The organism is Pseudofrankia coriaricola, assembly GCF_001854805.1.
Lineage (GTDB): Bacteria > Actinomycetota > Actinomycetes > Frankiales > Frankiaceae > Pseudofrankia.
Genome location: NZ_MBLO01000229.1, coordinates 1 through 26,563, shown reverse-complemented (window position 1 = coordinate 26,563; position 26,563 = coordinate 1). Strand labels below are relative to the sequence as shown.

General features: G+C 72.6%; 19 protein-coding genes and 2 rRNA genes. 9 read left to right on the top strand and 12 right to left on the bottom strand.

What is annotated here, in order from left to right; translation table 11 throughout:
* Positions 1-134: 134 nt before the first annotated feature.
* Together BCD48_RS28930 and BCD48_RS28925 are read right to left on the bottom strand one after the other, a co-directional pair.
* Entirely contained in the window at positions 135-1,244 is a 1,110-nt protein-coding gene (locus tag BCD48_RS28930; RefSeq protein ID WP_071051559.1) for a phosphotransferase enzyme family protein, read from the bottom strand.
* Between the two features lie 200 nt (positions 1,245-1,444).
* The gene (locus tag BCD48_RS28925; protein WP_116271703.1) at positions 1,445-2,869 is read right to left on the bottom strand and encodes a class-III pyridoxal-phosphate-dependent aminotransferase; all 1,425 of its coding nucleotides are present in this window, start codon (positions 2,867-2,869) and stop codon (positions 1,445-1,447) included.
* A 196-nt stretch (positions 2,870-3,065) separates the two neighbouring features.
* Here BCD48_RS28925 and BCD48_RS28920 point away from each other — a divergent pair, with 196 nt between their 5' ends.
* The 3 genes from BCD48_RS28920 (at position 3,066) to eutC (ending at position 7,257) form a co-directional block, all read left to right on the top strand.
* Complete coding sequence (locus BCD48_RS28920) at positions 3,066-4,703, top strand: APC family permease (RefSeq protein WP_071051558.1); 1,638 nt, start codon at positions 3,066-3,068, stop codon at positions 4,701-4,703.
* 221 nt (positions 4,704-4,924) lie between these two features.
* Complete coding sequence (gene eutB / locus BCD48_RS28915) at positions 4,925-6,367, top strand: ethanolamine ammonia-lyase subunit EutB (RefSeq protein ID WP_071051557.1); 1,443 nt, start codon at positions 4,925-4,927, stop codon at positions 6,365-6,367.
* Between the two features lie 5 nt (positions 6,368-6,372).
* Positions 6,373-7,257 (top strand): ethanolamine ammonia-lyase subunit EutC, encoded by an 885-nt coding sequence (gene eutC, locus BCD48_RS28910; protein ID WP_241842063.1) that lies wholly within the window; start codon positions 6,373-6,375, stop codon positions 7,255-7,257.
* 230 nt (positions 7,258-7,487) lie between these two features.
* Here the strand turns inward: eutC and BCD48_RS54155 are convergent, their stop codons facing one another.
* From BCD48_RS54155 to BCD48_RS28880, 5 genes are all read right to left on the bottom strand, one after another.
* Positions 7,488-8,354: a hypothetical protein gene (locus tag BCD48_RS54155; protein ID WP_241842061.1), complete on the bottom strand. Its 867-nt coding sequence runs from the start codon at positions 8,352-8,354 to the stop codon at positions 7,488-7,490.
* A 218-nt stretch (positions 8,355-8,572) separates the two neighbouring features.
* Positions 8,573-12,679 (bottom strand): ABC transporter ATP-binding protein, encoded by a 4,107-nt coding sequence (locus tag BCD48_RS28900; RefSeq protein ID WP_083419357.1) that lies wholly within the window; start codon positions 12,677-12,679, stop codon positions 8,573-8,575.
* Positions 12,676-13,185, bottom strand: a complete 510-nt coding sequence (locus BCD48_RS28895; protein WP_071051555.1) for a MarR family winged helix-turn-helix transcriptional regulator — start codon at positions 13,183-13,185, stop codon at positions 12,676-12,678. Before BCD48_RS28895 ends, BCD48_RS28900 begins: the two co-directional genes overlap by 4 nt.
* Before the next feature lie 1,051 nt (positions 13,186-14,236).
* A complete protein-coding gene (locus tag BCD48_RS28885; RefSeq protein ID WP_071051553.1) occupies positions 14,237-14,452 on the bottom strand; it encodes an antitoxin in 216 nt (71 codons plus the stop codon).
* Between the two features lie 162 nt (positions 14,453-14,614).
* Complete coding sequence (locus tag BCD48_RS28880) at positions 14,615-15,502, bottom strand: LysR family transcriptional regulator (RefSeq protein ID WP_071051552.1); 888 nt, start codon at positions 15,500-15,502, stop codon at positions 14,615-14,617.
* A 106-nt stretch (positions 15,503-15,608) separates the two neighbouring features.
* Between BCD48_RS28880 and BCD48_RS28875 the strand changes: the two genes are divergently transcribed.
* The gene (locus tag BCD48_RS28875) at positions 15,609-16,442 is read left to right on the top strand and encodes a CTP synthase C-terminal region-related (seleno)protein (protein WP_241842060.1); all 834 of its coding nucleotides are present in this window, start codon (positions 15,609-15,611) and stop codon (positions 16,440-16,442) included.
* 77 nt (positions 16,443-16,519) lie between these two features.
* Positions 16,520-17,341, top strand: coding sequence for a maleylpyruvate isomerase family mycothiol-dependent enzyme (locus tag BCD48_RS28870; protein ID WP_071051551.1), 822 nt, complete (start codon positions 16,520-16,522; stop codon positions 17,339-17,341).
* 36 nt (positions 17,342-17,377) lie between these two features.
* On the opposite strand, the gene BCD48_RS28865 is transcribed toward BCD48_RS28870, so the two are convergent.
* Positions 17,378-18,265, bottom strand: a complete 888-nt coding sequence (locus BCD48_RS28865; protein ID WP_071051550.1) for a pyridoxamine 5'-phosphate oxidase family protein — start codon at positions 18,263-18,265, stop codon at positions 17,378-17,380.
* Between the two features lie 39 nt (positions 18,266-18,304).
* On the bottom strand, positions 18,305-18,757 hold the full coding sequence (locus BCD48_RS28860) for a VOC family protein (protein WP_071051549.1): 453 nt from the start codon (positions 18,755-18,757) through the stop codon (positions 18,305-18,307).
* Between the two features lie 109 nt (positions 18,758-18,866).
* Here BCD48_RS28860 and BCD48_RS28855 point away from each other — a divergent pair, with 109 nt between their 5' ends.
* The gene (locus BCD48_RS28855; protein WP_116271702.1) at positions 18,867-19,463 is read left to right on the top strand and encodes a CGNR zinc finger domain-containing protein; all 597 of its coding nucleotides are present in this window, start codon (positions 18,867-18,869) and stop codon (positions 19,461-19,463) included.
* 46 nt (positions 19,464-19,509) lie between these two features.
* Here BCD48_RS28855 and BCD48_RS28850 read toward each other — a convergent pair whose 3' ends face one another.
* Positions 19,510-22,563: an AfsR/SARP family transcriptional regulator gene (locus BCD48_RS28850; RefSeq protein WP_071051548.1), complete on the bottom strand. Its 3,054-nt coding sequence runs from the start codon at positions 22,561-22,563 to the stop codon at positions 19,510-19,512.
* 248 nt (positions 22,564-22,811) lie between these two features.
* Here BCD48_RS28850 and BCD48_RS28845 point away from each other — a divergent pair, with 248 nt between their 5' ends.
* The 3 genes from BCD48_RS28845 to BCD48_RS28835 all read left to right on the top strand — a co-directional run bounded on the left by BCD48_RS28845 (position 22,812) and on the right by BCD48_RS28835 (position 25,981).
* On the top strand, positions 22,812-23,426 hold the full coding sequence (locus BCD48_RS28845; protein WP_071051547.1) for a hypothetical protein: 615 nt from the start codon (positions 22,812-22,814) through the stop codon (positions 23,424-23,426).
* The gene (locus BCD48_RS28840) at positions 23,423-24,403 is read left to right on the top strand and encodes an NAD(P)-dependent alcohol dehydrogenase (protein ID WP_071051546.1); all 981 of its coding nucleotides are present in this window, start codon (positions 23,423-23,425) and stop codon (positions 24,401-24,403) included. The genes BCD48_RS28845 and BCD48_RS28840 overlap by 4 nt, the downstream gene beginning before the upstream one ends.
* A 279-nt stretch (positions 24,404-24,682) precedes the next feature.
* Complete coding sequence (locus tag BCD48_RS28835; protein ID WP_131804120.1) at positions 24,683-25,981, top strand: hypothetical protein; 1,299 nt, start codon at positions 24,683-24,685, stop codon at positions 25,979-25,981.
* 198 nt (positions 25,982-26,179) lie between these two features.
* Here the strand turns inward: BCD48_RS28835 and rrf are convergent.
* Together rrf and BCD48_RS28825 are read right to left on the bottom strand one after the other, a co-directional pair.
* Positions 26,180-26,296: ribosomal RNA gene (rrf, locus tag BCD48_RS28830) — 5S ribosomal RNA — on the bottom strand.
* Between the two features lie 94 nt (positions 26,297-26,390).
* Positions 26,391-26,563: ribosomal RNA gene (locus BCD48_RS28825) — 23S ribosomal RNA — on the bottom strand; the annotation flags it as partial.

Sequence of the window (26,563 nt, the reverse complement as noted above, 5' to 3'; positions counted from 1 at the left end):
CCATTTCCTTCCAACGTGAACTGCTCGGCTGGAGGGCCAAAGGGTATGCGAAAATGATCTTTCTTCGCATACCCGGCGGCCGTCGTCTCTAGGATCACTGGACGATCCGGTGACGAGTGGGGGAAGGAAATGGCTTACCCGGCGGTCCCCTTTGGCAGCAGGGTTCCGGAGAGGTAGCGGTCGGCGAGGCCGAGGGTCGCGCGGGCGAACGCGGCGACGTCGTCGACGGCGTCGGCGTGCGGGTGGGTGCCCAGCCACGCGGTCAGCTGGAGCCGCCGCAGCAGGATGAATGTCGACACCATGTCCACGTCGTCAGCCGTCAGCGGGACGTGGCGGCGATAGGCTGCCAGCCAGGCGGCGACCAGGTCGGGCATCGCCGGATGGTGCTCGATGAACGACAGCGCCGCGGCGAGGTCGAAGAGGTACCAGCTGAAGCCGCAGTCGTCGAAGTCGATGACGGTGATCGCGTCGTCAGCGGTGACCATGAGGTTCGCCAGCCGCATGTCGGCATGGATCAGGCCATACCGGTCCGGGCCGGCGCCGAACTCCTCGACCAGTCCCTCGACGGTCACGGCGGCGCGGGTCATCAGCTCACGCTCGGCCGCGGGCGCGCCGGCCCGGGACGGCCGGGCGTCGCCACCGCCGGCGAGTGCCCAGGCCAGGCCGCTCCGCCAGTCGCCCCAGCGGCCGTCGGGGCCGATGGTCGTCGGCAGGCTCCACTCGAACCTGGCGAAGCCCGGCGGACGGCCCCAGCCGCGGGCATGCAGCTGCATCCGGCCGGCGATGTCGCCCAGGGTGGCGAAGGAGGAGACCAGTTCGGCGGTGTCGTCCGGCTCCGGCGCACGGCCGTCGACCCAGGCGAACAACACGGCCTGCCGGTCACCGACGCCCGGCGGCCGCACCGTGGTGAGCACCTCGCCGGCCCGGTTCGGGATCACCGGCGGGGTCGGCACGACCCCATCGGCACGCAGCGCCGCGACCCAGGCCAGCTCACCGTGGATCTCGGCCGGGCTGTGGTACCCGGGGCGGTGCAGCCGCAGCGCGAACCGCCGGCCGCTGGCCGGGTCCTCGACCCGGTAGGTGGCGTTCTCGGACAGGTTCAGCAGTGCGACCTCTGGCCGCGTGCCGAGGTCGTAGGCGGCCAGCACCTCCGGAAGCAGCGCGTCCAGCGCCCGCAGCTCGCCGGTGACGGCGACGTCCGCCGCCGCCGCGCCCCCGGCGGTTGCCGGTTCGGTCGTCGTCATCTACTCAGTCACCCGTCCACCACTGTCTCCGTTGGGCCTCCGCCCGAGCTCTCCGTCAGGAGGCTCCGCCCGCCGGGGCCCTCCCGCCTGGGTCTGGGCCTCCGCTCACGCGAGGCTTCGCCATCGTCCTTGTCGTGGCGCCCCGCCCTCGCGGGCGCCCGGCCCTCGCCGGGGCCGCCCCGGCAGGCTGCCTCAGCGGGTCACCGGGGCGGCGCCGGGGCCCGGTCGGGCGCCAGGTCCGCCCCGGACAGCGCGTCCTGATGCGCCAGCCGAACCGCCGTGGCGGTGCGTTCGAGCAGGTCGCCGGCCAGCTCGTCGGACAGGAGCAGGCCCGGCTTGAACTGCAGCACCCGCGGGTCGAGGGCGGAAAAGATCGCCCAGATGCCGTGCTCGTAGAGACGGCGGGAGACGAACCGGGCGCCCTGCGGGTGGTCGAAGCGCAGGCCGATGACCAGGCCATCCTGGCGGATCTCGACCAGCCAGTCCGGGTTGTCCGCGGCGATGGCGGTGAGGCCCTCGGCGAACGTCTTGATCAGCGTGTCGACCCGGTCCCGCGTCGCCGGCCGCTGGGTGATCTCCAGGGTGCGCAGGCCGACCACGCAGCCCAGGTCCGAGCCGCCGAACGTCGAGATGTGGGCGAAGCCGTCCTCCTCCAGCCAGCCCGCGGCGGCCGGGCCGAGGATCGTCGCCGACACTGGGTAGACGCCGCCGGAGAGGCCTTTGCCGGTCACCAGGATGTCGGGCGTGACGCCGTGCTTGGTGATGGCCCACAGCTCGCCGGTGCGGCCGAGGCCCGTCTGCACCTCGTCCGCGATGTAGAGCGTGCCGGCGGCGGCGCACAGCTTGGCGACCTCGGCGAGGTAGCCGGGCTCGGGCATCACGAACCCGGAGGTCGCGGGGATCGTCTCCAGCAGCACCGCGGCGACGTCGCCGCCGGCCAAGGCGGCCGCCATCGCGTCGAGGTCGTTGAACGGGACCCGGAGGAACTCGTCGGGGCGGCCGGCGAGGAAGCGCTCGGCGTAGCGGTCGTTGCCGGCGGCGACGGCGAGGCCGGTGTGGCCATGGAACGCGCCGACCGCCGAGATGATCTTAAGGCGGCCGGTGGCATAGCGGGCGGACTTCAACGCGAGGTCGACCGCCTCGCCGCCGCCGACGCCGAAGGTGACCTTGCCGTCCGGGATCGGCCCCGAGGTGACCAGCGCCTCGGCCAGCGCCGCCCGGCCGAGCGCGGCGAAGTGGTGGTTGCCGATGTCGAGATGCTCCAGCGCCGCGACGAGCGTCGCGATGACCTCGGGGTTGCGGTGGCCGAGGTTGTAGGTACCGCCGTTGAGATGGACGTCGACGAGGGTGTTGCCGTCGAGGTCGTGCAGCAGGTAGCCCTCGCGTTCCCCGATCACGAGCGGGGTGCCGGCGTCGGTCCAGAACCTCGTCTTGCTCGGGTTCCAGTAGCGCTCGCTCGTGGCGAGCACGTCGGCCTTCGGTGTCGCCAGCAGCCGGTCGACAAGATCGTCGCGGGCCGCGCCGGGAACGGCCGGAGCGGCGCCGCCGACGAGGTTGCCCGCGGGGTTACTGACCGGGTTGTCGGAGTCCACGGTGGTGCCCACGGCGAGGTCACGGTTGCCCACGGGTCGACCGTAGCGTGGCCCGAGGCCAGTGGTCTGGTAAAGGTACGTACCGTTTACGTTTCCGCCACGTTGTGGCCTGTTTCGGCGTGTGAAAAGGTCTGACCCCGCCTTGTGGCGCCCCCTGCGCAGGGGCCACGATCGCCCCGATACGCGCCAGCCGCCGCAGCGGCCGCGCACAGCGGGAGGTAGCCACAAGGTGAGCGTGCAGAGCGAGGCCGCGGTTCCAGTAGCCGCCAGCACCAGCAGCGTGCAGCGGCTCAGGCCGGGCACGATCGGCCTCTTCGGAGTCCTGTTCATGGTGACGGCCAACGCCGCACCGATCACCGCGATGACCGGCAACCTGCCGATCGCCGTCGGTTACGGCGACGGCATCCACGGCCCGGCGGCGTTCCTTGTCGCCACCATCATTCTGACGATCTTCTCCGTCGGCTACGTCGCGATGACGAAGCACATCACCGCGACGGGCGCGTTCTACGGCTTCATCTCCCAGGGACTCGGCCAGGCCGCCGGTATGGCCTCGGGCTTCCTCGCGACGATGTGCTACATCGTCTTCGAGGGCTCGCTGATCGGCATTCTCTCGTCGTTCGCGAAGACGACGATGGAGACGGTGTTCAGCGCGCCGTCGGTCTCCTGGGTCTGGTACGCACTGGTCAGCATCGCGGTCATCGCGGTGCTCGGCTACTTCAACATCGCGATCTCCGGCAAGATCCTTGGCGTCTTCCTCGTCACCGAGGTCATCCTGCTGCTGGTCATGTCGTTCGGCGTGCTCTTCACCGGCGGCGGCCCCGACGGCCTGCTCCCCGACGCCATCAACCCGGTCGGCGCGTTCAAGTCGGTGCCCACCAGCTCCGACGGCGCCATCGTCGGCGTCGCCGGCCTCGGCATCTTCTTCGCCCTGTGGTCCTGGGTCGGCTTCGAGACGACCGCGGTCTACGGCGAGGAGTCGAAGAACCCGAAGAAGATCGTCCCCCGGGCGACGATGATCGCGGTCATCGGGCTCGGCGTCTTTTACACGTTCGTCTCCTGGATGGCGGTCGCCTACTCCGGCAAGACCGGCGCCGTCGACGTCTCCCGCACGGACGCGTTCTCGCTGTTCTACACGCCCACCGGCGACCTGCTCGGCTCGTTCTTCGTCGACCTCTACAAGGTCATGACGGTGACCGGCTCGTTCGCCTGCGCGCTGGCGTTCCACAACGCCGCCTCGCGCTACCTGTACGCGATCGGCCGGGAGGGCCTGTCGAGCGGGCTGACGAAGACGCTCGGCGCGTCCCACAAGAAGCACGGCTCGCCGCACATCTCCTCGGTCGTCCAGACGGCGATCACCCTCGTCATCGTGCTGCTGTTCTTCTTCCTGCAGAAGCCGACCGACACGGTCTCCGACGTCCCGTACGTGTACCTGTACGGCCTGATGGCGATCCTCGGCACGATGGCACTGCTGTTCGTGCAGTCCATCTCGTCGATCGCCGTCATCGGCTACTTCCACGTCCGCAAGATGCACCCGGAGACGGCCTCCTGGTGGCGGACCCTTGTCGCGCCGGTCCTCGGCGCCGCGTTGCAGATCTACGTCATCGTCCTGCTGTTCCAGAACCTCGACTTCGCCGCCGGCGCCGCCTCCGACAGCCCGGTGTTCAAGGCGTCGCCGTACATCGCGCTCGGCGTGTTCGTGATCGGTCTCGCGGTGGCGCTCGGGATCCGGTTCAGGAACCCGGAGAAGTACGCGACGATCGGGCGGATGGTCATGGAGGAAAGCCACGAGCGGGCGCCCGAGGACGCCCTGCCACCGGCCGGAGCCATTCCCGCCCAGCCTGCTGGCGAGACGGCGACAACCGCATAACGGGAGGCCCACCCGCCGGCGAGTGGGCGGGCGGGCGCCGGCGATCCCACCGGATCATGGCTGGTCCCATGATCCGGTGGGATGTTCGGAGTTCCAGCGCCGAAGAGTCCACCAGATCACCGGGGCTCCGGCCCAGCCGGCCACCAGCAGTCTTCCGCCACCCGGTCGACGGCGCACAGGACGATGACGCAATGTCGTGATGACAAGGGAGGCGGCGGACGATGACGTTCCGGGCAACGGTGCGAGGTACCAGCTACGTCTTCCCCGACCTCGCGGCCCTGCTCGCGAAGGCGAACGAGGAGAAGTCCGGCGACCAGCTCGCCGGCGTTGCCGCCGTGTCCGCCACCGAGCGGGTCGCGGCGAAGCTCGCGCTCGCCGACGTGCGCTTGGGCGACATTCTCGCCACCCCGCTGCTCGACGACGCCGTCACCGAGCTGATCCTGCGCGAGCACGACGCGGCGGCGTTCGCCGACGCGGGGCTCGCGAGCCTCACGGTCGGGGAGTTCCGCGAGCTGGTCCTCTCCCCCGGCTTCGCCGACGCATGGTCGGCTGCGGGGCTCGCGGGCGCCATCACCCCGGAGATGGCGGCGGCCGTCGCGAAGCTCATGAGCGACAAGGACCTCATCGTCGGCGCGAAGCCGCTGCGCACCGTCACCCGCTGCCGCAACACGATGGGCGAGGCCGGGGTGCTCGGCGTGCGCGTTCAGCCGAACCATCCCACTGACGACGTCGAGGGAATTCTGCTCTCCGCCCTCGACGGCATTCTCTACGGATGCGGCGACGCCGTCCTCGGCGTCAATCCTGTGAACGAGTCCGTCGCCCGTGTCGGCGCGGTGCTGCACGGCCTGCAGAGCCTGATCCGCCAGCTCTCGCTGCCCACGCAGACCTGCGTGCTCGCCCACGTCACCACCCAGCTCGCAGCGCTCGCCGCCGGCGCGCCTGTCGACCTGCTGTTCCAGTCGATCGCCGGGACGGAGGCGGCGAACCGCTCGTTCGGGATCAGTCTGGAGATGCTCGCCGAAGGCCGGGACGCGGTGCTCGCGCACCACCGTGACCGGTCCGGCGAGTTCGTCGGTGACAACGTCATGTACTTCGAGACCGGGCAGGGCAGCGCCCTTTCCGCCGACGCCCACGGCGGTCTCGACCAGCTCACCGTCGAGGCCCGGGCGCACGGCGTCGCCCGCGCGTACCAGCCATTCCTGGTGAACTCCGTCGTCGGCTTCATCGGGCCTGAATACCTCGCCGACGCCCGCCAGATCACTCGCGCCGGCCTCGAGGACCATTTCATCGGCAAGCTGCTCGGCCTGCCGATGGGAATCGACGTCTGCTACACCAACCACGTCGACGCCGACCAGAACACCAACGACGACCTGCTCGTCCTGCTGGTCGCCGCCGGCTGCAACTTCGTGATGGGTGTTCCGGGCGCGGACGACGTCATGCTCTCCTACCAGTCGACGAGCTACCACGACGCGGCCGGCATGCGTGACCTGTTCGGCCTGTCCGCGACGCCGGAGTACACCACCTGGCTGCACGACCGCGGCCTGATCCGGGGTGGCCGCCTCGCCGACCCCGACCCGGATGTCGCCGCGGCGCTGCTGGCGGATCTCGACAGGGCCGTCCTCGACGTCCCCTCCCCCGCCCGCGCGCTGACCAGCGGCCGATGACCTCCATGCCCGAGCCCACAGCCGAGCCCATGCCGGAGCCCATGGTCGAACCCACGCCCGAGCCCCTGGCCGGCACCGGGCCGACGATCCCGGCCGGCGCCGGTTCCGCGGAACCGGCTGTCCCGGCCACGAGCCCCGGCCAGGGCGGCGCCTTCGAGCGCCGGGTGCGGGCCGTGACTCCGGCCAGGCTGTTCCTGGGCCGTTCCGGCACGTCGCTGCGCACCGCCGACCAGCTCGCCCTGCGCGCCGACCACGCCGCCGCCCAGGATGCCGTCCACGCCGCGCTCGACCTGGAGACAGGCCTGCTCGCCCCGCTGGGCGACCGGTTCGGCCTGTTCGCCGTCGGCTCGGCCGCTCCCGACCGGGCGACCTACCTGCGCCGGCCCGACCTCGGCCGGAGCCTCTCGGCCGAGGGCCGCGCTGAGGTAGCCCGCCGCTGCCCCCGTGGCGCCGACCTGCAGGTCGTCGTCGGCGACGGCCTGTCCGTCGCCGCCGTGGACGCTCAGGTCCCGGCCCTGTTGCCGGCCCTGCTCGATGCCGCTCGCGAGGCGGGCTGGAGCGTCGGCCAGGTCTTCGCCGTCCGCAACGCCCGCGTCGGTCTCCTCAACGAGATCGGCGAGCTTCTCGACCCCGCGGCCTCGGTCCTCCTCATCGGCGAACGCCCCGGCCTGGTCACCGCCGAGAGCCTGAGCGCCTACCTGGCCTGGCGCCCCCGCCCCGGCCACACCGACGCCGACCGCAACCTCATCTCCAACATCCACGCCCGCGGCGTCGACATCCCCCAGGCGGTGGCCCGCATCCTCGCTCTGGCCACCGCCATGCGGGCAGCGAACACCTCCGGCGTCCTGGTCAAGGAGGATCCCGCCGGACCGTCCGCCCTGACGAGCTGAGTACCGCCCGCCTGGAGCCCGGACGGCCTCGACGCTGGTGGCTGTGCGGGCTCGGCGGCGCCAGGTATCAGCGCTACGGGCGGCGCACTGTCCTCTCCGGCGTCTCGTTGACGGTCCGCGCGGGCCAGATCGCCGCGGTGGTCGGCGGCAACGGCTCGGGAAAGAGCACCTTCCTGCGGGTCTGCGCCGGGCTGGTCGGCGCGTCCGCGACGCCTACGTCGGCGTCCTCGCTAAAGATCGACACGGCGCGCGCCTCGGCTCGGCGGGGCGATGACGTCTTCGGCGCTGGTGGCGGTCAGCACCCGGTCGAGCCAGGTGTCCAGCAGGTCAAGATCGGTGCAGGAGCGGATCTTCTCCTGCGCCACATCCGGAACGGGAACACCGCGCTGGCTCAGGATCCTCAGCACAGCGTCCGCCTTGGCCTTGGCCATGCCCTCAGCCCGGCCCTCGGTCCGGCCCTCGGTCAGCCCCTCGGTCCGGCCCCTTGCCTCGATCTCTCTGAAGAGCTCGCTGCGGTACTCGGAGTCGACCACGGTCATATGTTCCTCCCATCGTGCCCGCGCTGCCTTCGACAACCCGGCGAACAACATGTCACAGATCCTGCGGGCCAGCTCCCAGTCAACCTCGTGCATCGCCTCGTACAACGCGGCGAACGAGGGTTCGAGCGTCGCCGGGTCGTCGCCGCCGTGGCAGACCAGCGACAGTGCGGCAAGCGCGATGTTCGCCCTCGCATATACGGCTTCCTCCACCAACGGCAGGTCGCCGGGGCTCAGCACATAGGGCCACAGCCGCACGCTGAACTTGTCCGCTCCGGACAGGCCGCGGTACTTCGCGGCGACCTCGATTTCCGGACAGAAGACCGCCAAAATCACGCCGACGCCCAGCTCCTTTTCAAGCGAGGCGGCGTAGATCTTCCAGCTCAACCACTTCTTTGGCACCCATCGAAGCTGCACCTCGATGACGACGGCGTACACCCGTTGACCAGCACACGTGAACACCAGCGTGTTGTCGGCGTGGTAGCTGGTCGGTACGAGCTTCTGGAAGACCGTGGGGCCCCGATGGGCGTCATCGTGCGCGGGAAGGCCGATACGGAACATCCGATCCAGCAACGTGGCCGTCGCGTCCGGAAAGGCTGCGAAGGCCGCAACCGCCGATTCATGCTCACCGCTTGGCATAGCTCGTCCATCCCTGTCGGGTCAGCCAGTGACTGACCCGACAGTATCGGACCAACCCAGAAAGGGCCAACGGGACATCGCGCGAGGCCTCATGAGCTCGCCACCAGCAGGATGGCGGTCCGCGAGGACGGGCTCACCGGTCAGTCTGCCGCCGCCGAGGTGGTGGTGGCCGTCGTGGTGACGAGTTCGAAGGCGCGCCACATGGCGGCGTAGCGGCCGGCGGCGCAGAGGAGCTCGTCGTGGGTGCCGGTCTCGGCGACCCGGCCGCGGTCGAGGACGACGATGCGGTCGGCGCCGCGGGCGGTCTGGAGGCGGTGGGCGATGAGGATCGTCGTGCGCGCCCGGGAAATGCGCTGCATCGCGGCACTCACCCGGGCCTCCGTCGCCAGGTCCAGGTTCGACGTCGCCTCGTCGAGCAGGAGGACCGCCGGGTCGACCAGCTCGGCGCGGGCCAGGGCGATGAGCTGGCGCTGGCCGGCGGACAGCGACCGGCCGCGTTCGGCCACCTCGTGCAGGTAGCCGCCGGGCAGGGCGGCGACGAAGTCGTGCGCGCCGACGGCCCGCGCCGCCGCCTCCACCTCGGCGTCCGTCGCGCCGGGACGGCCGTAGGCGATGTTGTCCCGGACGGTGCCGGTGAACAGGAACGCCTCCTGTGGCACGTAGCCGAGCTGCTGGCGGAACCCCGTGAGGTCGAAGGCTCGCAGGTCCTGGCCGTCGACGCGGACCGCGCCGGTGTCCGGGTCGTAGAACCGGGCCAGCAGCTTCATCACCGTCGACTTGCCCGCGCCGGTCTCCCCGACGAGCGCGACCGTCTCCCCGGCGCGCACCCGCAGGTCGACCCCGCGCAGCGCCTCCGGCGGCTTCGCCGCCCGCGCCGCCGCCGCGGCCGCCATCGTCCGCGGGTCCTTCCCCGCGACCGTGGTCCGGGCGTCGGCCCAGCCGCGGTCGCGGCCGCGGGCGGCGGCGAGCCCGGCCGCCACCGACGCCGACGCGGCGGACACCGGGCCGGCCGGGTAGGCGAACCGGACGTCGTCGAGCACCAGCTCGCCGCGCAGCCGGCCGGGGGCGAGCGGCTCGGCCGGCGGCGGGGTCAGTGTCTCCAGCCGCATCAGCTCGGCGATCCGCCCGACCGACACCCTGGTCTGCTGCCAGGCGTCGAACACCTGGGACAGCTGCTGGATCGGCGAGAAGAACATGTCGATGTAGAGCAGGAACGCGATGAGCGCGCCGGCGGTCAGCTGGCCGTGCGCGATGAGCGCCGAGCCCGCGCCGAGCACGATCGCGTCGGCGACCGCCGACAGGAACTGCACGAACGGGAAGTAGGTCGCGACCACCCGCTGCGCGGCGACCCGGGAGTCCAGGTAGGCCCGGCCGAGGCCGTGGAAGTGCTCGACGGTGCGGGCCTCGTGGACGAACGCCTGCGCCTCGCGCACCCCGGAGATGCTCTCCTGGAAGTCGGCGTTGACGATCGCGATCCGTTCCCGGGACAGCTCGTACAGCTTCGCCGCCCGGCTGCGGAACGGCACGGTCGCGATCACCAACGGGATCACCACGGTCAGCGTCAGCAGGCCGAGGTCGAGGTTGATCAGCAACAGCGCGACGCCGACGCCGACGAACGTCACGAACGCGACCAGGGCCGAGAGCAGGCCGTTCTCGATGAGCGACTCGAACTGGTCGACGTCGGTCGTCATCCTGGTCATGATCCGGCCGGACATCTCGCGTTCGTAGTAGTCCAGCGAGAGCCGCTGCAGCTGGGCGAAGATCCGGATCCGCAGCGAGAGCATGATGCGCTCGGCTACCCGCCCGGTCACGAACGTCTCGCCGACCTGGTTGACCCAGTCGACGAGTGTCAGCGCCAGGAACACCAGGGACGCCACCCACACCACGGCGGTCGTCCCGTCGGTGACGCCCCGGTCGATGCCGGTCTTCACGAGCGTCGGGCCGGCCAGCCCCACGGCCGCGTCGATGACGACCAGCAGCAGACCGACGGACAGCGGCCGGCGGAACCGGCGCAGCAGCCCAGGCAGGCTGAACCGCGGCTCGGGCCGGCTCTCCACGGCCAGGTCGATGTCCGCCTCGTCGCGCACCGGCGGCAGCGCGGCGACCCGTGCCAGCAGCTCCGGCGTGGGCGCCAGGTTCAGCCGCCACGTGCCGCCGCCGACCCCGCCGCCGCGCGAGGCGCCACCGCCGAGCCCGGCGCCGAGGCTGGCCACGCCCGCCGCCTGGGCATGCCCGCCGCCGGCGCGTTCCGCCGCCTGCCGAGCCCTGGCCGCGTCCCACGCCTCGGTCGTCGTGGCGGCCGGCCCGCCCGCCGCTTCGGCGATCTCGGCGAAGGCCTCAGCGCTGTCGCCGAGCTGGGCCGCGAGCGCCGGGTCGAGGCCCGAGAGCAGCGTGCGGTAGGTGGCGCTGCGCTCCGTCAGCTCCTCGTGGGTGCCCTGGTCGAGGACGCGGCCCTCGTCGAGGACGACGACCCGGTCGGCCAGGTGCAGCGTGGACACCCGGTGGGCGACCAGCAGCGTGGTCCGGCCGGGCAGGACGTCACGCAGCGCGTCGTGGATCACCTGCTCGGTGCGGGCGTCGACGGCGCTGGTCGCGTCGTCGAGGACGAGGACACGCGGGTCGGCGAGGATCGCGCGGGCGAGCGCGACCCGCTGGCGCTGCCCCCCGGACAGCGACAGCCCGCGCTCGCCGACGACGGTGTCGTAGCCGAGCGGCAGGCCGAGGATGAACTCGTGCGCGCCGGCGGCCCGCGCCGCCGCCTCGATCTCCTCCTGGGACGCCTCGGCACCGAGGCCGCCCGCGGCACTCACGGCACCCACGGCACCCACGCGGCCGTAGGCGATGTTGGCTCGGACGGTGTCGGAGAACAGGAAGCTCTCCTCGAAGGCGAACCCGACCTGCCGGCGCAGCGACGCGAGCCGCACGTCACGCAGATCGTGCCCGTCGACGGTCACCCGGCCGGAGCTCGGGTCGTGGAAGCGGCCGAGCAGGGCCGCCACCGTCGACTTGCCGCTACCGCTCGGGCCGATGATCGCCACCCGCTCGCCGGCGGCGATGCGCAGGTCGAAGCCGCGCAGCACCGGCACGCCGCCCGGGTAGGAGAACTCGACGTCCTCGAAGACGATCTCGCCACGGAGCCCGCCGTGCTCGGACAGGTCGACGGCGCCCGGCCGGTCGGCGATCGCGGGCGGCAGGTCAAGGAGCTGGAAGATCCTCTCACAGCCGGCGCGGGCCTGCTGGCCCATGGTGAGCACCCCGGCGAGCTGGCGGGCGGGGGCGGTGAACTGGGCGACGTAGGTGGAGAACGCGAGGAACGTGCCGATCGTGATCGAGCCGCGGACGGCTAGCCAGCCGCCCAGGGCGAGGATCGCGACCTGGGCGAGACCGGGGACCGCTTCCAGCAGCGGGCCGTAGCGGGAGCGCAGCCGCACCGCGCGCATCTTCGTGCCGTAGAGAGTGCCGGTCGCGTCGGCGAGCCGGCGCAGCTCTCGCTCCTCCTGTCCGAACGCCTTGACGACCCGGACGCCGTTCACGTCCTCGTCGACGATCTGCGCCACGTCGCCCTCGCGCTGCTGGGCGTCCCAGCTCGCCGGGAACACCCGGACACGCAGCCGGTAGGAGACGGCCACCAGCGCCGGCGCGACCACCAGGCCGACGACGGCCAGGCCTGGGGCCAGCACGAACATGACGGCCAGCGCGGCGACCATCATCAGCAGGTTGCCGGTGAGCAGCGGAAGGAACATCAGCAGCCCCTGCACCAGCGCCGAGTCCGAGTTGGCCCTGGCCACGAGCTGGCCGGTCGGCATCCGGCTCAGGTTGTCCTGGTCCATCGTCAGCAGGTGGTCGTGCATGGCGTTGCGCAGGTCGTACTGGACGAGCAGCGCCGCCCGGCCGCCGTGGTAGCGGCGCAGGTGGGCGAAGCCGAAGCTCGCCACCGCCGCCACCAACAGAAGCAGCAGCCACGGCCACAGCGCCGCGTCCCGCCGGATGATGACCCCGTCGACGATCTGGCGCCCGATCAGCGGGACGACGGCCTGCGCCCCGCTGCCGAACAGCGAGCCGAGCAGCGCCAGCACGACGGCGCCCCTGTGCCGCAGGAGGCACCCCGCCAGCCGCCGGATCCAGCCCTGACCGTCCGGGGGCGGGCCGTCCGAGGTCCGGGCGTCACGGCCGGGCGGGCTCGCCGCGGGGGCGTCGGGCGACGTGCGGTCGTTCGCGGGCAGCGGGAGGTGCGGGGGCATGGTCATCGGCGTTCCTTCGCGGCTGCCCGGCTGGCGAGATAGGCCGCGAGGTGATCGGCCAGGTAGCCGTTGACCGCCCCATCCAGCGAGGCGAGCGCCTGGGCCATCGCGGCGGGATCGGGCGCGCGGGCGGTGATCCGGTCGAGCCGGTCGAGCATCGCCCGCTCGGCCACGTCGAGCGCGGCCCGGCCCTGGTCGGTCAGCCGCAGCGCGGCGGCGCGCTGATCGTCGTCGACCGTCCCGCGGGTCAGCAGCCCGCGCTGGCGCAGCGACTCGACGGTCGCGCTGATGGCCGGCTTGCCGAGCGTGAGCCGGGTGGCGATCCGCGACGCCCGCTCGTCGCCGGCGGCGACGGCGGCCAGCACGCGGTACTGAGCCAGGCTCAGCTCGCCGGACGCCCGTTCGAGCACCCGGGCCACGCTGACGAGCGCACGGACGGCCTCGACGGGCATCCGGACCTCGGCGGACTCGACCACACCGGTAGGCGCGGCGGCTTCGGTGGGCGTCTCCATGCGCCCGACGCTACCAGTTTAGTTCGACTAACGAACCAAACGCGACCGACGGGCCCCTCCGGTTGGCTCATCCGCCCTCCCGAGGCGGGACGGCCGGGGTCCGGTTCACGCACCGATGGCGAGGAGCACCGGGAGCGCGCGCACGGGCTCGACGATGTCGACCATTCGTGCCGCAAGGGACATGGGGCCGCGCACAGCCGCCGGCGATGAAACTTCTTTGTGCGGCGGACCTTGTCCTGGAAACCGTGCGCGAAACCGGTGGCGCGGTGGGCCAAAACCGCCAGCCGCCTCGTCCGGATTCAGGGGTGGCGCCTCGAACTCGGGTCAGGTTTCATCAGTCGGGCGCGGCAGGGCATCGAACACGCAGGATAAACCGTCGACCCGCCGTCCCTCGGTCCCTCGGTCCGGGTTCGGTGGCCCGAACCCGGACCGCACAATCACCCGTCTTTCCGCGGGGCACAAGAAATCACCTTCCCGCTTCCCTCGCCGCGTTCAGAAAGCCCGCCGCAACTCCAAGCGCGAGGCCGAGCAAGAAAATTGGAATCCCCAGGGCGAAGCGGGTTTCAACCAGGAAGTAGAGGCCAGAAAATACGCAGACGCTGCCGATGAACCGCAATAGGAGCACTATAAGGCCCACATGGTCATCGTACCGGACCAGGACGATGCGAACCATAGCGCGTGGCCCCCAAGGCCACGATCGGAGCCGGAACCACGAACGGCGGCGGCTCCGCCGGGAACCCGAGGCGACGGACGCGACGGGTCTCCGCAGGTCCCCGTGACGCAGGGGCCGCGTCGTCTAGCGGTCGGCCTCAGCTGAAGCGAACAGACCGCGCAGCATCGTGAGTGTCACGTCATCGAGAGTGCGAACCACCGCCGCGGCCGCCAAACGAGGGGTCGCGCAAGACGCGGCGGTTCGCCGGTGGAATGCGGGGCGCCTGGAGCCGGAGACGGCGAAAGGCGGGTGGTTCGGAGAACCACCCGCCGACCGCCGACCGCCGGCCGTTCGGCCAAACCCGCCTGGCGACCGTGGCGGCGGTCGCCAGGCGGGAGATCAGTCCTGGCCGCCGAGCTTGTCGACGAGGTCCTGCGCCTTGTCGACGGTCGTGTCGATCTTGTCGCCGTGCTTGCCGCCGGTCCGGTCGTCGACGAAGTCCCCGGCCTTCTCCAGCCCGTCGTTGATCTGGTCGCCGTGCTCGTCGGCGAGGTCCTCCGCCTTCTCCTTGAGGTCGCCGGCCTTGCCCGCCAGATCCTTCAGGTTGTCGAACATCCGTGGACCTCTCCGCTGTCGTCGCCGCGGTCATCGTTGCCCCGCCGGGGATCCCGATCCTACGAACAGCCCGGCGGCGCGCCGCGCGCCTGCCCGCCGGTAGGCACGTTGGTGCCCGCCCACCAGGCCCGACCGGGCGCGTCGGAGAGAGCGGACCGGGCGTCAGCCGCCGAGGAGGGTGGCCAGCGCGCGGCCCGCGGGGCCGTTGTCGACGGTGACCCCGGAGAGGAGCTCGGTGCGGTAGACGAGCTGAGGCGCGGTGACCGGGACGGCGGCGAGGCCCGGGTGGCCGGAGACGGCCCAGGCGGGCAGGAGGGTGAGGCCTGCGCCGGCGGCCACCAGCGCGGCGAGCCCGGCCAGGTCCGTGCCGGTGTAGCGCGCGCAGTGCAGCAGGTTCTCGGCACTGGCGGCGCGGCGCACGTCGTCGGCGGGGGTGGCCGCCGCGGGAGCGTCCAACCAGCGGGCGTCGGCCAGGTCCGCCAGGCGCAGGCCGGGGCGGCCGGCGAGCGGATGGTCGGCGGGCAGGATGACGCTGACCGGCTCGGTGCCGGTCAGCGCCGACCGCAGCGGGCCGACGTCGGGCAGCCGCAGCGGGTCGCCGAGGACGGCGAGGCCGACCGCGAGGCCGAGCTCGCAGGCGCCGCGGGCGACCTCGGTCGCGACGTCGTCGCGGGCGGCGACCGAGATCGTGATGTCGAGGCGCGGCATCGTCGCGGTGATCTCGCCGAAGGCGGCCGCGAGCCGCGGCATGGCCAGCGGGCAGGCCGCGACCCGCAGATGGTCCGGCGGGCCGCCCGCGGCCCGTAGGACGTCCGCCCGGGCGGCGGAGGCTCGCAGCAGCAGCGGCTCGGCGTGCTCGAGCAGGCGGGCGCCGGCACCGGTGGGGGCAACGGGCCGGCGGGTCAGCAGCGGGATGCCGCCGAGCGAGGCCTCGAGCGCGGCGATCTGCTGGGAGATCGCGCTCTGGGTGTAGCCGAGCTCACGCGCCGCCGCGGAGAACGAGCCGGCGCGCGCCACCGCGGTGAACGTCCGCAGCAGCGTCAGGTCCATGCCACTCCTCCGTCCCGTCCGCCCGCGCCGCCAGTATCAGGGTTCCTTATCCATATACCAACAATTATCGTTGGACCTGAATCAGACAGCTGGTCACGATCGATACATGACCTCCGCCGCCCCGACCGCCGCCCCGACCGCCGCCCCGACCGTCGTTCTGGCCGCCACCCCGGCCGCCACTCAGGCCGTCGTCGCCGCCTCGGCCCGCGTCGCCCTCGTCGGTGACCGCTCGGCCGACGTCGCCGCGCACGGCCGCATCCCGACGATCATCCGCCAGCTGCGCGCCCGTGACGGGCTCGCCTTCGACGCCTACTGGGTCCCGACCACCGACACGGAGCGTCCCGGCACGCTCGACGGCTTCGACGCGATCTGGTTGGTGCCGGGCAGCCCGTACGCGAGCGAGGCGGGCGCCGTCGAGGCGGTCCGCTTCGCCCGCGAGGCCCGTGTGCCGTTCCTCGCCACCTGCGGCGGCTTCCAGCACGCGGTGCTGGAGTTCGCCCGCAACGTCTGCGGCCTCGGCCACGTAGCCCACGCCGAGGTGACGCCAGACGCCGCCGACCTGGTCATCGTGCCGCTGGCCTGCTCGCTGCGGGGGCATGAGGGCGGCGTGCGGATCGAGCGCGGCTCGCTGGCCGAGTGGGTGCTCGGCGTGGAGCGCAGCACGGAGCGCTACTACTGCTCCTACGGCGTCTCGGACGACTATCTCGACCGGCTGCGCGCCGGCGGCCTGCGTTTCACCGGTATCGACGACGACGGCGAGGTGCGCGTCCTGGAGCTCGCCGACCACCCGTTCTTCCTCGCGACCCTTTTCCAGCCGGAGCTGGCCGCCGACGCCGCCCGCGTCCACCCGGTGATCCGCGCCTTCGCGACCGCCGCGGTCTCGCGGGCCGCCGCCCGGCTGGCCAGCCGCCGCGCCGAGATCCCCACGATCAGCGGCTGAACTCGCCAGTGCCGGCACGGCCAGGTCACACGGTGGCTCGTCTGGAAGGGCGGCGAGAGGGCGGGAGGGAGCACGAGGTGCGGATCAGCGAACACATCCACGCGCTGAGCCGGGAGGGCGACCGGATGGCCGCCGCGGCGTCCGCCGCTGGGCTCGACGCCGAGGTGCCCCCGGCGCCAGGCTGGCGGGTGCGCGACCTGCTGGCCCACACCGGCCGCGTCCACCGCTGGGCGACGTCCTACCTGCGCACCGGCAACCCGTCACCCGCCCACATCGAGGGGGACGGCATGCCGGCCGAGCCGGACGACGCCCTGCTGGGCTGGTTCCGCTATGGGCACGCGGCGCTCGTCGACGCGCTCGACGGCGCCGGCCCCGGCCTGTCCTGCTGGACGCTGTGGCCGGCAGCGCCGTCACCGCTGGCTTTCTGGGCGCGCCGGCAGGCCCACGAGACGGCCGTGCACCGGGTCGACGCCGAGCTGGCGCTCGCAACCGCCAGGCGGGCGGGCGCGGAGGGTGCCGCGGGCGCCGAGCCGGTAGACGGGCCGTCCGTACCGCCGGGCTTCGGGGCGGACGGGATCGACGAGCTGCTGGCCGGGTTCTACGCCCGGCGGCACCGGGGACTGGTCTCGCCCCGGCCCGTCGCGCTGGCGGTGCGCTGCACGGACGCCGACGCGGGCTGGACGATCCGGATCGGGCCCGACACGCGCGAGGTGAGCCGCCAGCCCGCCGACGCCACCTCCCCCACCGCTGACGCCGGTGCCGACGCCGAGTGCACGATCCGTGGCGCCGCCTCCGATCTCTACCTGTTCCTGTGGAACCGCCGGGACACCGACCGGATCGAGGTCGTCGGCGACCGCTCCGTTCTCGCCCTCTGGCGTGACCGCGCCCGGATCACCTGACCGGGCTTGGGCTGGGGCGCACCTCACCTCCGACCGCTAGGCAGGGTTGAGCCGGAAGTAGCCGTCGAACGACCAGCGCTGCGGGCTGGCCGCGGCGATCTCGACGACCCGTTCCACCTCGAAGTCGACGAGACGCTGCGCGCCGGGCACCGCCGCGGCCCGCACGGGGTCCCAGTCGACCCGGGCGCGGCCGGTGAGGTGCAGGGTGTGGCCGTGGTTCCAGTCGAGGAAGAGCAGGCCGCAGCGCTGATCGAGGTCCAGGTTGCCCAGCGTCATGTACATCGAGTTGCCGCGGTAGTCGGGCCAGGTCAGCCTCCGGTCGTCGGCGACCGTGACGAAGCCCGGGTTCCCGCCCCGGTGTGAGGTGTCCGCGCCCAGGCCGGCGACCCGGGTCGCGACGAAGAACGTGTCGGCCTCGGCGAGCCAGCGCCGCTGGCTGGCGGTGAGCGCGGGGCTCACCGAGACGGGCCCGCGCGGCGCCGCGACGTCGTCCCGCGCGAGGTGACGGAGCTGGATGTACTTCGGACAGTTCGCGTAGACCTGCTCCGTGTGGACCATCAGCCGGCCTCCGTCCCGGCGGGCCTTCCCGTTGACCCGCATCCGTCTGCGGGTTGCCGGGTCGAGGGCGAGCAGGCCCACGTCCCGCTCGGTGGCGAAGGCGCCCACGAGCGGATCCCCGGCCGCGGGCAGGGCGTCGACGACGATGGTCTCCTCGTCCACCGCCGCGACGAAACCGGCCGTGCCGGTAAGCAGGCTGACCCAGACGGCGCCTGCCTCGTCAGCGGCTCCGAGCAGGAGCATCCGTTGCTGCCCGAGGAAGTCCGCGGCCACCGTCGGGATGGTGGCGCCGACGACGGCCGATCCGCGCGGGTCGGGGGGCAGGCCCACGCGTGCCTGGACCGCGCGTTCGCCCGAGTGGAGCATGACCGGCTCCTTCCGCCTGGTCGGGTTGGTTCGCCGCTGTTAGAAGAAGCCGCAGGTCGGCGCACCCTGGGTGGGCACGGGCGCGGCCTCGACACCGACCGGCGCGAAGATCTCCAGCCGGATGCCGTCGGGGTCGGCGAAGAAGACCCCGCCGGAGGAGGCGCCCTCGCCATGCGCGACGACGCCGTCATGGAAGGGCCGGGCGCCGATCTCGCGCAGCACCGCCTCCGCCTCGCGGACCGAGTCGAGGTCGGCGACCTGGAAGGACAGGTGGTGCAGCCCGGGCAGCCCCGTCGGAAACGCCCCCTCGCTCTGCTGCCACAAGGTGAGGACGAGCGTGCCGTCCCGGCCGAGGAACGCGAACCTGCGGTCGCCGTCGGCCTGCCCGCCCATCCGCTCGAGCCCGAGAACCCGCTGGTAGAAGGCGGTCGAGCGGGTCAGGTCGGTCACGTTCAGACCGACGTGGCCGGTCTGCGGCCCAGGGTTGCCCATGTATACCTCCGACGCGTTGATCGACCGTTCTCACGGCACCGCCGTGCTACCACCGTTAGAAGATGACCCAGTTTTCTAACGGCGTCAACCCGGAGGTAGCGTTAGATTGATGGAACAGGCCAGTCCCGCGCCCGGCGGCGCTCCGATGCTCGGCGAGCCGCCGGTGATCGAGCTGGGCAACACGACCTTCGCCGTGCGGGGCCGTCCACGCGACGGCCTGCGGACGGTGCCGGACCTGGTCGGCTGGCTGCGCGCGATCCGTCCACGGCTCCCGGTCGTCCTGGCCGACGAGGACCTGGTCGGCATCGGCGAGGACGACCTTCGGACAGCCCGCGAGCTACGCGACACGGTCCGGTCGCTGGCGGACGCGGCGGCGAACGGCCGCGAGCCTGATCCTGACGCGGTCGCGGCCCTCAACCGGCTCGCCCGACGAACCCCGTGGTGGCGCGAGCTGCGCGTAGACCCCGAGCCCCGGGTCGTGGCCAGCTGCGCGGGCCCATCCGTCGCGTTCGTGCTCACCGCGCTGGCCGACGAGGCGGTGGCACTGTTCGGCGGACCCGCCCGCGACGAGGTACGGGCCTGTCAGGGCCCGGGCTGCGTGCTCTACTTCGTCCACGGCGCGCCGCGGCGGGACTACTGCTCGGCCGGTTGCGGCAACCGGGCCCGAGCCGCCCGCCACTATGCCAAGGTCCGCCAGGCCACCTGACCGGACCTGCCAGGCCGACGGCCGGGCCGGACGTCGGACCGTTCCGTCATCCCCGGGCGGCCGGGGCGAGCTCGGTGAGGACCGAGCGCATGTACTCGAGGGCCTGGTGGTCGTCGAGGTCGGGCGTGGGCAGGTGGGCCCGGGATGGGGCCGCCCGGAGGGTGGTGGCGATGGTGTGGCGGGCGTCGGCGACCAGGGTGGCCCAGTAGGGCGCGGTGCGGTCGAGATGGCGCAGGACGCGGTCGGCGTCGGCCACGCGGTCGGCCTGGACCATCATGTTGACGAACTCGACGGCCGTGACGCAGATGCCCTGCATGTTGCCGGTGTCGAGCAGCTCGTCGATGTGAGCGCGCAGGATCGCGAAGGCCCGGGCCGTCTCGCCGCGGCGGAAGTAGGCGCGGGCTTCCACGCACCGGTTCGGTGAGTGGGTGCGTTCCGGCACCTCGACGGCGATAGCCGCGGCGAGCAGCGCCTCGGCGCGTTCCTGCCTGCGCTGGAGCAGGGCGGAGTAGCCGAGCAGCACGAGCGCCATGTTCAGGAGCGTCGGTGGACCGTCGGCGCCGTAGCGCTTCGCGAGCGCGTCGACGAACGCGTCACCGTCCTCGAACCGGCCGCCGAAGATCATCGACGCGCCGACGTCGAGCTCGAAGTGTTCGGCGAGGTCGTCCTCGCCGCGGGCCCGGAGCCGGGCGATCACCACCGGGGCAAGCTCCCCGAGCACGCGGAAGTCCTGGTGCACGGACGCCAGCGCGTGCCGCACGGCGACGTCGACGAACCCGTCGGCGACGACGACGGCGCGGTCAGCGCGGTCGACGTCAGCGGCGTCGACGTCAGCGGAGACGCCGTCAGCGGAGACGCCGGAGACGCCGGGTGCGGCGCCGGTGCCTCCCGGGCCGTACCGGGCGACCAGGCGCTCGAACGCGACCGGGTCCTGGGCGAGCTTGTGGCGCTGGCCGGCCCAGGTCAGTCCGAAGGCGACGAGGTCGGCGTCGTGCGACGGGGTCATGGCAAGCAGACGTTCGACCCAGTCCCCCAGCTCCGCCCGGTTGCGGCGCGGGATCTCGGTGACGAGGGGGCGGACGAGCGCGTGCGCGAGATGACGGTCCGCATGGCCGCCGGCCCAGTCGAACGCCGCCCGCAGGTTCGGCCAGAGGTCGTCCAGGTGCGTGGTGCCCGCCGCCTCGCCGCGACCGGTCAGCAGCCGGTGGATGACGCCCACCCGCTCGGCGCACCAGGCGGCGTGACGCGCGGCCATCAGGTCGGTCTCGCCGGCCTCGGCCAGTTTCTCGGCCGCGAACTGGCGGATCGGCTCGAGGAACCGGAAACGCCGGCCAGCCACACCCGGCTCGGCCACGACCATCGAACGGGCGACCAGGCCGGCCAGCAGTTCCTCGGCCGGGGCTGGGCCGGCCGTCAGGCGCTCCGCCGTCCCGGGGTCGGCCGTCACGGTCCGCGCCGTCTCGGGGTCGGCGGCGACGGCCTCGGCCGCGGCCAGGTCGAACGTGCCGACGAAGATGGCCAGGCGGCGCAGCAACAGCCGCTCGGCCGGGGCGAGCAGGTCGTACGACCACTGGACGGTCGCCCGCATCGCGCGGTGCCGGCGGGCGCTGGCACGCCCACCGCCGCCGACGGCGACGAGGAGTCGAAGCTGGTCGTCGAGCCGGTTCAGCAGCTCCGTCGGGGCGAGCGTCGTCGTCCGGGCGGCGGCGAGCTCGATGGCGAGCGGAACTCCCTCCAGACGCCGGCAGATCGCGGTGACCACACCGTCGGTGGCCGCCGGGCCGAAGCCCGGTGAGAGCGAGGCCGCGCGTTCCCGGAACAGTTCGACGCCAGGGCCGTCGGGTTCGAGCGGGCCGACGGGGACGATCTTCTCGTGGCCGTCGCGCAGGCCGAGGCGCTCCCGTGACGTCGCGAGCACCCGCGTGCCCGGGCAGCCGTCGGCGAGGGCCTGGGCGAGGGCCGCGGCGCCGTCGAGGACGTGCTCGCAGTTGTCCAGGACGACCAGGGCCCGGCGCGGGCGCAGGGCCGAGACGATGGCCTCTGTCAGCTCTCGCCCGGCCTTCTCCTTGACACCAAGGGTTCCGGCGACGGCACGCGGCACGTCGACGGACGAACCGACCTCGACCAGGTCGACGAGCCAGACGCCGTCCTCATCGTCCTCCCGGCTGGCCGCGGCGACCGCCAGCCTAGTCTTGCCGATGCCTCCCGGCCCGATCAGCGTGACCACCGGCCAGGCGGACAGGGCCAGGCGGACGGTCTCGAGGTCCTGGTCACGGCCGATCAGCCGACCGAGCCGAAGCGGGAGGTTCCCGGGGCGGCCGTCCTCGGCCGGAAGGCGTGGCCCCCCGGGGGACCCGCGCGCGATCAGCCGGTCGTCCTGGCCGAGGATCATCGCCTCGAGCTCGCGCAGCCTCGGACCCGGCTCGACACCGAGGTGCTCGACCAGGTGGCGGCGGGCGGTCCGGTAGGCGGCGAGCGCGTCGGTCTGCCGGCCGGCGCGGTACAGCGCCGTCATCAGCAGCGCCCAGAGCCCCTCACGGGTGGGGTGGCCGGCGGTCAGCTCGGTCAGTCGCCCGACCGACGCCACCGGGTCCGTCTCGACGCGGCCCGCGAGCTCCTGCTCCACGGTCGCGAGCCAGCGTTCCTCCAGCCCGTCCAGGACCGCGGCCAGCCCGGGGGCGACGTGCAGGCCGGCGAGCGGCGGGCCCGTCCACTCCGCGAGCGCCGCGGCGGCGTCACCGGCGTCGGCGTGCCGCTGGAAGCGGAGCGCGTCGACGGCGTCAGCCGGCAGGTCGAGACGGTAGGCCGCGCCGACGGTCGCGATCGTCCCGGCGCCGAGCGCCTGGCGCAGGCGGGTGATGTAGGAGTGCAGGGTCCTCTCGGCGGTACGCGGGCGGTCCGCGCCCCACATCAGGTCGACCAGCCGGGACACCGGTACCGCCGTCCCGGCCGAGAGAGCGAGCGCCGCGAGCAGCGTCTGGCACATCGGCGGCCCGACCGCCACCGGCTCGCCTCGGCCGGTCACGGCGCGGACCCCGCCGAGCAGGTGGACCCGCGCATCAGGCTGGCCTTCGTGGGCCTGGGCCGTCACCGTGCTCACCGCTCCTTCATGTGCGCCGCACCGTCTTCCTGTGCGCCGCACCGTCGTGGCGTACGCAGTGCTCGCCGACGCGGTGCCCACCGAGTCTTCCGCCCGCCAACGAGCTGGCCCCTTCAACCGTAGCTCAACAGATCTTCAACGATGGCTCGACGTCGACAGAGGACGGTCATAGGAGGGCACAGCCAGCCAAGTGCAGGAGGCGGACACCAATGACAGGGCCGACAGCGGCAAGGCTACGAACGAACGTGGTGACGCTGCCATTCCAGGCAACACGCCGCGACCCGCGGATGGACGCCCGGCCCGCCACATGGACCGAGGAGATCCAGACCGAGCCCATAGCGAGGGCGCACGAGACGCACCACGCCGTCGAGCGGCCAGCCGGAGCCGAGCGACTGGCCGAACCGGGACGAGCGGCCGAGCCTTGGTACACGGCCGAGTCGGTGCCGCGGCGTCCGGTGGCGCGCGAAGCCAGCGCGACGACCGTTCGGACACGGCTGTGGGGCGCGGCGCTGGTGGCCGGGTTCGCGGTGATCGCGGCGATCCAGCCAGGTCCGGAGGCACGGCCGCCGACGCAGCCGGCCTGGGCCGACGTCGCCGCCGCCGTCTCCCTGGGGCTGCTCGCGGTCGCGGTCACCGCCCTCCTGGCCGGACGGCGCTGGGGACTTGGCCCGGCCACCTACGGAGGCGCCGGCCTGGTCGCGCTCTGCGCGCTGTGCCCTGCCTGGCAACACCACCAGGTCGGCGGGTGGTGGGTCGCCCAGTCCCTGATCAGCACCGTCATGCTCGGCGGGTCGGTGGCCCTGCGCGCCCGCCCGGATGGGGCCGCCACGCGCCGGGTGTCCGTCGCCGGAGCCGGCCGGTGAAGGCGATCGTCCAGGAACGGTTCGGCGCGCCCGAGGTCCTGCGGCTCGCCGATGTCGACGTGCCGAGGGTTGGCCCCGACGACGTGCTGGTACGGGTACGTGCCGCGGCGCTCAACCCCTACGACTGGCACATGCTGCGGGGCGACCCGTACTTCGCGCGTCTGATGGGCGGCACGGGCCTGCGACGGCCGAAGTCCCGGGTTCCCGGGATCGACGCGGCCGGAGTCGTCGAGGTGGTGGGGGCGAACGTGCGCGACCTGCGGCCCGGTGACGAGGTGCTCGGTCTGTGCGCCGGCGCGCTCGCCGAGTATGCGCTGGCCGCGCCACGCGAGGCACTCGTGCCCAAGCCCGCGGGCCTCACCTTCGAGGAGGCGGCCGCCGTCCCGCTGGCCGCCCTGACGGCCCTGCAGGCGGTCCGCGACATCGCCCGGCTGCGGGCCGGGCAGCGCCTGCTCGTCAACGGCGCCGCGGGCGGCATCGGCACGTTCGCGGTCCAGATCGCGGCCGCGCTCGGCGCGGAGATCACCGGCGTGTGCAGCGGCCGCAACGCCGAGCTGGTGCGCTCCCTGGGAGCCGTACGTGCCATCGACTACACCGCCGAGGACTTCCTCGACCAGCCCGAACGCTACGACGCCATCCTGGACAACGTCGGCAACCGGCCGCTGCGTCGGCTGCGGCGCGTGCTGACGCCGACGGGAACGCTTGTCATCAACAGCGGTGGGAAACCCGGCAAGGTGTTCGGCGCCGTCACGAACTTCCCGCGCGGGTTCGCGCTCAACACGGTCGTCCGCCAGCGGATCCGACCGTTCATCTGGAAACCTCGACGAGCCGACCTGGAGGCCCTCACCGAGCTCATCGAGGGCGGGAAGCTCGCTCCGGTACTCGACCGTACCTACGCGCTCCCTGACGCCGCGGAAGCCCTGCGTCACGTCGAAGGCGGCCACACCCGGGGCAAGGTGGTCGTCACCATCGCGTGACCGGGGCCGTCCCGCGGACCGGTGCGATTCTCGCGTGATTCTCGTGCGGGTTCGGCCCGGCCGCGGGACACCCGCCGTCACCCGACACAGATCCGCGCCGCCCGCGCCGCCCGCGCCGCCCGCCGGGCACAATGTGGCCACCGGGCTCGACGCCGTGACCGCGATTGCCGGCGGCCGTACCGGCCCTCGACCTGGCGGGCTGAGCATGGCCCGACAGTTCCCGAGGCGGAGGTGGGACCGGGACGTCGACGCGAGTCCGGCCGCGCGAGAGGTCAGGCAATGCCCATGGCGACCGTTCCTGGACCGCGGGGCCGTCCCGCTCGAACCGAATGGGAATGCGCGTCCGGCGGGCCACGCGTCGCGTTGGCGCTCCCGGCACTGGTGGCCGTCGTGGTCCTGGCGGCCTGCGGCGCGGACACGGATACCGCGACGCCACCACCAGCCACGTCACCGAGCCAGGCCACACCGGCGGTGCGGCCGGCTGTCGCGGCGGCGCCGGATCTCGCCACGGTCATGTCCGTGAGCGCCGTCAACGACAGCGGTGCCATGGTGGTCGGACGCGCCGGCCCGGCCGGTGCCGAGTTCTACTACCTGGCCCACGGTGCCCGGCCGATCCCGCTGACGCACGACGGCGCGCCGATCGAGCCGAGCCTGCTGAACAACGCCGGCCAGGTCGTCGGGGTCGTGGCGGATCCGGCCGGGCATCAGCCCCCGAGCCTGGTGCGCTGGCAGGACGGGCACAGCACGGTCCTGCCGGTACACGGCGGCCAGGTCATCCCCGAGGACCTCAACGACCGCGGCCAGGTCACCGCCGTCGCCGTGGCCAGCCGGCCCGGCACCGCCCAGGGGACCGACCGCGCGACGACCGCCCGGGCCTACCTGACCGACGGGACCACGACCGTCGATCTCGGCGTGGACCCCGACCTCAACGAGCACAACCTCTATCTGAACGAGGCCGGGCAGGTCGTGGGACTGGCGTTCGAGGACTCCGGGACGAGCCCGCATGGCTTTCTCTGGGACCAGGGCAGGCTGACGACATTCGACACGGGGCCCACGACGCATCCCGTGGTCACGGGAATCAACGACGCGGGCCAGATCGCCGGGCTGGTGCTGGACGACCAGGACTCCCCGTCCGGCGCCCATCCCATCTTCCGACCGGCGTTCCGCTGGCAGTCCGGCACCATGACCGCGCTCGCCGCGGGCGCCGACGGCGTTGGACCGGTGAGAATCAACCATTCCGGCCAGGTCGCCGGAGTGGTCGCGGACCCGTCCGGCTCCTCCCGCGACGTCGTCGTGTGGTCCGCGACGGCGGACGCCAAGCCCACCCGGCTCGGAATCGCCGACGCCGACCTCGTCGTCGACATCGATGACCGCGGCGACGTTCTCGTGTCCGCCCTGACGGGTCCGACCGCCTCACCGGGCGGCTACCTGTGGCACGACGGCCGGATCGTCGTGCTCGGGACTCTCGGGGGCCTCGCCGTCGATCCGACGGGACTCGCGGCCGACGGGCTGGTCGCCGGCCAGTCGACCTCCGCCGACGGCACCTGGCACGCCGCTATCTGGCCACCCATCGGCTGACCCGAGCCCGCTAGAGCCGGAACTCGTCTGGGGGCTCGCGGCCGACGGGCTGGTCGCTGGCCGGTCGACCTCCGCCGATGGCACCTGGGACGCCGCGACCTGTCGACCCGCCAGTTGGGTAGAAGGGTGGATATGCGGAAGGCCCGTCGTCCGCGCCAGAGTGTTCTCTGGGGGACGACGGGCCTTCCGTCAATGATTGTTCGGCGGTGACCTACTCTCCCACCCGGCCTCCCGAGCAGTACCATCGGCGCTGGAGAACTTAGCTTCCGGGTTCGGAATGGGACCGGGCGTACCCTCTCCGCCAAAACCACCGAAACACTATCGAGTTATCGACACCACTCCCCCCACGGCGAGTGGGGGGTGGTCTGCCGTTCCTCGGGAACCGCACAGTGGACGCGTAGCATCTTTGTAGGACAAGCCCTCGGCCTATTAGTACCAGTCAGCTCCACACATTGCTGTGCTTCCACATCTGGCCTATCAACCCGATCATCTCTCGGGGGCCTTACCAGGTTAACCCTGTGGGAGACCTCATCTCGAAGCGAGCTTCCCGCTTAGATGCTTTCAGCGGTTATCCCTTCCGAA

Coding starts and splice junctions, on each gene's coding strand:
- BCD48_RS28930 (WP_071051559.1), bottom strand. CDS start 1,244: ATGACGACGACCGAACCGGCAACCGCCGGGGGCGCGGCGGCGGCGGAC.
- eutB (WP_071051557.1), top strand. CDS start 4,925: ATGACGTTCCGGGCAACGGTGCGAGGTACCAGCTACGTCTTCCCCGAC.
- eutC (WP_241842063.1), top strand. CDS start 6,373: ATGCCCGAGCCCACAGCCGAGCCCATGCCGGAGCCCATGGTCGAACCC.
- BCD48_RS54155 (WP_241842061.1), bottom strand. CDS start 8,354: ATGTTCCGTATCGGCCTTCCCGCGCACGATGACGCCCATCGGGGCCCC.
- BCD48_RS28900 (WP_083419357.1), bottom strand. CDS start 12,679: ATGACCATGCCCCCGCACCTCCCGCTGCCCGCGAACGACCGCACGTCG.
- BCD48_RS28895 (WP_071051555.1), bottom strand. CDS start 13,185: ATGGAGACGCCCACCGAAGCCGCCGCGCCTACCGGTGTGGTCGAGTCC.
- BCD48_RS28885 (WP_071051553.1), bottom strand. CDS start 14,452: ATGTTCGACAACCTGAAGGATCTGGCGGGCAAGGCCGGCGACCTCAAG.
- BCD48_RS28880 (WP_071051552.1), bottom strand. CDS start 15,502: ATGGACCTGACGCTGCTGCGGACGTTCACCGCGGTGGCGCGCGCCGGC.
- BCD48_RS28875 (WP_241842060.1), top strand. CDS start 15,609: ATGACCTCCGCCGCCCCGACCGCCGCCCCGACCGCCGCCCCGACCGTC.
- BCD48_RS28865 (WP_071051550.1), bottom strand. CDS start 18,265: ATGCTCCACTCGGGCGAACGCGCGGTCCAGGCACGCGTGGGCCTGCCC.
- BCD48_RS28860 (WP_071051549.1), bottom strand. CDS start 18,757: ATGGGCAACCCTGGGCCGCAGACCGGCCACGTCGGTCTGAACGTGACC.
- BCD48_RS28855 (WP_116271702.1), top strand. CDS start 18,867: ATGGAACAGGCCAGTCCCGCGCCCGGCGGCGCTCCGATGCTCGGCGAG.
- BCD48_RS28835 (WP_131804120.1), top strand. CDS start 24,683: ATGCCCATGGCGACCGTTCCTGGACCGCGGGGCCGTCCCGCTCGAACC.